The sequence below is a fragment of the Bacillus sp. LL01 genome, assembly GCF_001037965.1.
The window spans coordinates 1-4945 of sequence record NZ_LFEL01000134.1; the positions used below are offsets into that span (position 1 = coordinate 1).

The window sequence follows — 4945 nt, forward strand, 5'->3', positions numbered from 1 at the left end:
CTTGTTACGATGAGTGTTGCCGTTTTAGAGTTATTAAAAGAAGCAAACATCTCACCTGATTATGTCGCAGGACATAGTTTAGGCGAATATAGCGCACTGGTTGCTGCTCGCGCTCTTTCTTTTGAGGATGCAGTTTATGCAGTTCGTAATCGTGGGTTGTTCATGGAAGAAGCTGTACCATTTGGAGAAGGAGCAATGGCTGCGGTACTTGGCATGACCGTAGAAGCATTAGAGGAAGTGTGCAAGGAAGTTCAATCACAAGGACATGTTGCAGAACTTGCAAACTTGAATTGTCCGGGGCAAATTGTTATCTCAGGTTCAAGTGAGGGGGTATCACTTGCTAGTGAGCTTGCTAAAGAAAAGGGAGCTAAACGTGTTATTCCTCTTCAAGTAAGTGGACCGTTTCATTCCTCATTAATGAAACCAGCTGCGGATAAATTAGCTGCGATCCTTGATGAGCTTACGATCTCAGATGCATCTATTCCAGTCATTGCCAATGTGACGGCAAAGGAGCAAACAAATGCCGATGAGATTAAAGTTAAATTAATAGAACAAGTCTATTCTCCAGTGAGATGGGAAGAGACAATTCGTACACTATTAGATCAAGGTGTCGATACATTTATCGAAGTTGGTTCAGGAAATGTGCTTACTGGACTAGTGAAAAAAGTAAATCGCCGCTCACAAGCGTTTGCGGTAAATGATCGTGAAAGCTTGCAGAAGGTGATTGAAAAACTAGAAGGAGTGACAGAATGATGCTACAAGGAAAAGTTGCCGTTGTAACCGGTGCTTCAAGAGGAATTGGAAAGGCTATCGCGCTTGAGCTTGCTCGTAACGGCGCTCATGTTGTTGTCAATTATGCAGGTAGTGTCGAACGTGCAGAGGGAGTTGTGGCCTCTTGTAAAGAACTTGGGGTAGATGCTCTAGCAATTCAAGCGGATGTTGCCAATTCAGAAAGTGTACAAGCGATGATCAAAGAGACGATTGAGGCTTTTGGTCGCGTTGATATTTTAGTGAATAACGCTGGTATCACACGTGATAACTTATTGATGAGAATGAAGGAAGAAGACTGGGATGTAGTCATTAATACGAACCTTAAAGGTGTATTTAATTGCTCTAAAGCCGTAACGCGTCAGATGATGAAGCAACGGTATGGTCGTATTATCAATGTGGCATCTGTTGTAGGGATTCTTGGGAATGCAGGCCAAGCAAATTACGTTGCTGCTAAAGCGGGTGTCATTGGTTTGACGAAAACGATGGCACGTGAGCTTGCTAATCGTAACATTTTAGTAAACGCAGTCGCTCCGGGCTTTATCACAACAGATATGACAGATGAATTAACGGATGAAATGAAAGCTCAGATGCTGGGACAAATCCCACTTGGTTCACTAGGTAAACCAGAACATGTTGCATCAGTTGTTCGTTTCTTAGCGACTGACGATGCCGCGTATATGACTGGTCAAACATWAAATGTCGATGGTGGAATGGTCATGCAGTAAAGGTAGAAGGATTTTACGGTATTGACATATCCACATGTTACCGTTAAAATTCATCTAGCTTTTAACAACTACTTGAGAGGGGGTGAACGTACATGGCAGATACATTATCACGTGTAACCGCGATCGTTGTTGATCGTTTAGGTGTGGAGGAAGCAGATGTAAAACCTGCAGCTTCTTTCAAAGATGATTTAGGGGCAGATTCATTAGATGTTGTTGAGCTTGTAATGGAGCTTGAAGATGAGTTTGATCTAGAAATTTCTGATGAAGAAGCAGAGAAAATTTCGACTGTTGCTGATGTCGTTGATTACATAAACAGCCGTCAGTAAGTGGTGAGGAGGGGCTGGGACATATCTAAGAGGTTTAACTCAGGATACGAACGAAGCGCTAAATGAGCGGATGACATATACGTAGACCTCCTGCGGGAGCAGAGGTGAGACCCCACAGTGCGTAGTACGAGGAGACTCACCAGCTTCCCGCGGAAAGCGAAGTATATTTCAGGAGCGGTCTACATAGATCGCATCAATAATGTTCGATTCTCCATAAGTTAAAATACTTTTGTCCCAGCCTCTTGCTTTACAAAAGCAGGCGAAGACCTGTATAAATAGTAAATTTTCAAAGTGTTGGAGGTCAACATGCCGCAATCTTCTAAGAACCATCGTAAACCGAGATCAAATTATTATGACCGTAGGCGCCATAATCGTCGCCTCACATTGACCGATGAACAAAAAAAACAGTTTGATGAATTACTCGAAACAATTGATTTGACTTTTGAAAACCATAAGTTATTAATCCAAGCATTTACTCATTCATCCTATGTGAATGAGCACCGTATCTACTCGTTTCAGGATAACGAGCGACTTGAATTTTTAGGAGACGCAGTTCTTGAACTGGCTGTTTCACAATTTCTATATAAAAAGTTTAGTTCAATGAGTGAAGGAGAAATGACGAAACTCCGTGCTTCAATCGTTTGTGAACCATCACTTGCTCGCTTTGCAGAAGACCTTGATTTTGGCAAATTGGTCTTGCTAGGCAAGGGTGAAGAGATGACAGGTGGTCGTGCAAGACCTGCACTTCTAGCGGACGTATTTGAATCATTTATTGGAGCTCTTTATCTAGATCAAGGAATTGAATCTGTTTATAAATTTTTGAGTCAAACGATGTATCCTAAAATTAACGATGGTGCTTTTTCTCATATGATGGATTTTAAAAGTCAATTGCAAGAATTTATTCAACGGGATAATCTTGGTCAAATCCAATATGTGATTGTTCAAGAAATAGGTCCTGCTCATAATCGTGAATTCGTTTCAGAGGTCCAGCTGAATGAACAGACATTAGGTGTGGGCTCTGGTCGGTCTAAAAAAGAAGCGGAGCAACATGCCGCACAACAAGCATTGGTTAAGTTAAGTAAGAAGTCTGATGCGTAAACAAAAAACGTACCAACTCCTAAGTGGGTTGGTACGTTTTTTGTATTTTAACGCTTTCTCATTTTACCAAGTTCTGAAACAATCGCATCAAGTTCACTTACAGAGAAGGAATCTTTTTTGATGATCATTTCATAAATATCTCKCAAGTCTTCGTATTGATCAGTATCAAAACTTTTTGCATTCAGGGCCCCTGCGTTTACTATTTGTAATTTACGCTTAATTTCTTCAATCATAAATTCAATATTATCACGGCTAGTCGTTGATAAGTCCATGMATACACCTCATCTGAAATAGTAGTCAATTCATATCGTATCACATGACTGAACATTTGTCCCACCGCGTTTGATCATTTGCCTGCAGGGTTAAGGATGTAGAAGAAACGACGGATGTATTCGTGTAGCTATTATGTTAAAATAGGAAAGTTGTTAAACTAGGTTAGGGGGAAGGATTATGTTCCTCAAACGACTAGAGGTCGTAGGATTTAAATCATTTGCAGAACAGATGAATATTGAATTTGTCCCAGGGGTTACAGCTGTTGTTGGCCCAAATGGGAGTGGGAAAAGTAACATTTCAGATGYGGTTCGATGGGTCTTAGGTGAACAATCTGCAAAATCGTTACGTGGGTCAAAAATGGAGGACATCATTTTTGCCGGAAGTGATTCACGTAAGCGTCTTAATTATGCAGAAGTATCGCTAATTCTAGACAATGAAGACCAGCATCTTTCGATTGATTATAGTGAAGTAAGTGTCACAAGACGAGTGTACCGTTCAGGTGAGAGTGAGTACTTGATTAATAAACAATCATGCAGACTAAAAGACATCATCGATCTATTTTTAGATTCTGGACTTGGTCGTGAAGCCTATTCCATTATCGGTCAAGGAAAAGTAGAGGAAATTTTAAGTAGTAAGGCAGAAGATCGTCGTGTGATCTTTGAAGAGGCTGCAGGGGTACTTAAATATAAGAAGCGAAAAGTTAAAGCTGAAAAAAGGTTGGACGAGACACAGGAGAATTTAATTCGGGTAGAAGATATTTTGCATGAGTTAAAAGCTCAAGTAGAACCTCTTCAAATTCAAGCCTCCATTGCAAGGGATTATTTAGAGAAAAAAGAAGAACTAAAAGAAGTTGAAATTGCATTAATGGTTCATGAAATTGAAGAGCTTAACCAAGAATGGAATGAAGAAAAAGACAAATTACAAGGTCTTCATAAAGAACATGAAAAAAGACATCATAAACTCATTGAAATGGAAAATGAGTTGCAGACGTTACGCACACGTTCAAAGCAATTGGACGAAGAATTGAACAAAGCTCAAGGAGAGTTACTTGAGGTTAGTGAAGAGCTTGAGAAGAATGAAGGAAAAAGAGAAGTATTAAAAGAACGTAAGAAAAATGCTTCTCAAAATAAAGAGCAATTAGAAAAATCGATCCAACGAGCTCGCGGGCAAAAAGAAACACTTGAATTAGAGTTGCAAGAAAAGCAAGTGAAAGTAAAGCAAGCTAAAGCAGGCGTTCAGGCTTTAAACGAACAAATTAAAACGAATGAAAAAAAGTTAAAACTAACTGAAGTCAATGTTGAAGAAGAGCTTGACCGTCTAAAGTCCGATTATATTGAAGTATTAAATGAACAAGCATCCATTCGAAATGAACGCAATTACCTACTAGAACAAAAGCGTCAACAATCGGTTAAGCAAACAAGACTAGTCGAAGAAAACGAAGATCTACTAACAAGTAGAGAACAAATGGCTAAAAAGCAAGAAGAAGCTCACAAAATCTTTTTAGAAAAAGAAGCAGAGCTTGAGAAAAATGTTGGACAATTTCGTAATTCTCAAACGAAATTAGAACAACTAAAAGCACGCTATCAAAAAAGAGAAGCAAAATTATATGAAGCCTATCAGCTTTTACAAAAAATGCAATCTCGGGCAGAAGTGCTAGAAGAAATGCAAGCAGATTTCTCCGGATTCTTTCATGGTGTAAAGGAAATCTTAAAAGCTAGAGATCATACGCTTGAAGGAATCGTCGGTGCTGTT

General features: G+C 39.6%; 6 protein-coding genes. 5 read left to right on the plus strand and 1 reads right to left on the minus strand.

The genetic code is table 11. The features are described from left to right. The 4 genes from fabD to rnc form a co-directional block, all read left to right on the plus strand. Positions 1-753 (plus strand): ACP S-malonyltransferase (gene fabD, locus AB685_RS26320; protein WP_047973552.1); only part of this gene is annotated, 753 nt, incomplete at its 5' end. Beyond that, complete coding sequence (gene fabG / locus AB685_RS26325) at positions 753-1496, plus strand: 3-oxoacyl-[acyl-carrier-protein] reductase (RefSeq protein ID WP_047973556.1); 744 nt, start codon at positions 753-755, stop codon at positions 1494-1496. The genes fabD and fabG, both read left to right, overlap by 1 nt. Before the next feature lie 92 nt (positions 1497-1588). Continuing rightward, positions 1589-1822, plus strand: coding sequence for an acyl carrier protein (gene acpP, locus AB685_RS26330; protein ID WP_047973553.1), 234 nt, complete (start codon positions 1589-1591; stop codon positions 1820-1822). 306 nt (positions 1823-2128) lie between these two features. After that, on the plus strand, positions 2129-2920 hold the full coding sequence (gene rnc / locus AB685_RS26335; RefSeq protein ID WP_128755952.1) for a ribonuclease III: 792 nt from the start codon (positions 2129-2131) through the stop codon (positions 2918-2920). A 47-nt stretch (positions 2921-2967) separates the two neighbouring features. Here the strand turns inward: rnc and AB685_RS26340 are convergent, their stop codons facing one another. Beyond that, complete coding sequence (locus AB685_RS26340) at positions 2968-3192, minus strand: DUF1128 domain-containing protein (RefSeq protein ID WP_047973554.1); 225 nt, start codon at positions 3190-3192, stop codon at positions 2968-2970. A 178-nt stretch (positions 3193-3370) separates the two neighbouring features. Between AB685_RS26340 and AB685_RS26345 the strand changes: the two genes are divergently transcribed. Then, positions 3371-4945 (plus strand): AAA family ATPase (locus tag AB685_RS26345; protein WP_047973555.1); only part of this gene is annotated, 1575 nt, incomplete at its 3' end.

What these genes read in the sequence shown, in the direction of transcription:
- rnc (WP_128755952.1), top strand. Translation starts at nt 2,129, where the DNA reads ATGCCGCAATCTTCTAAGAACCATCGTAAACCGAGATCAAATTATTAT.
- acpP (WP_047973553.1), top strand. Translation starts at nt 1,589, where the DNA reads ATGGCAGATACATTATCACGTGTAACCGCGATCGTTGTTGATCGTTTA.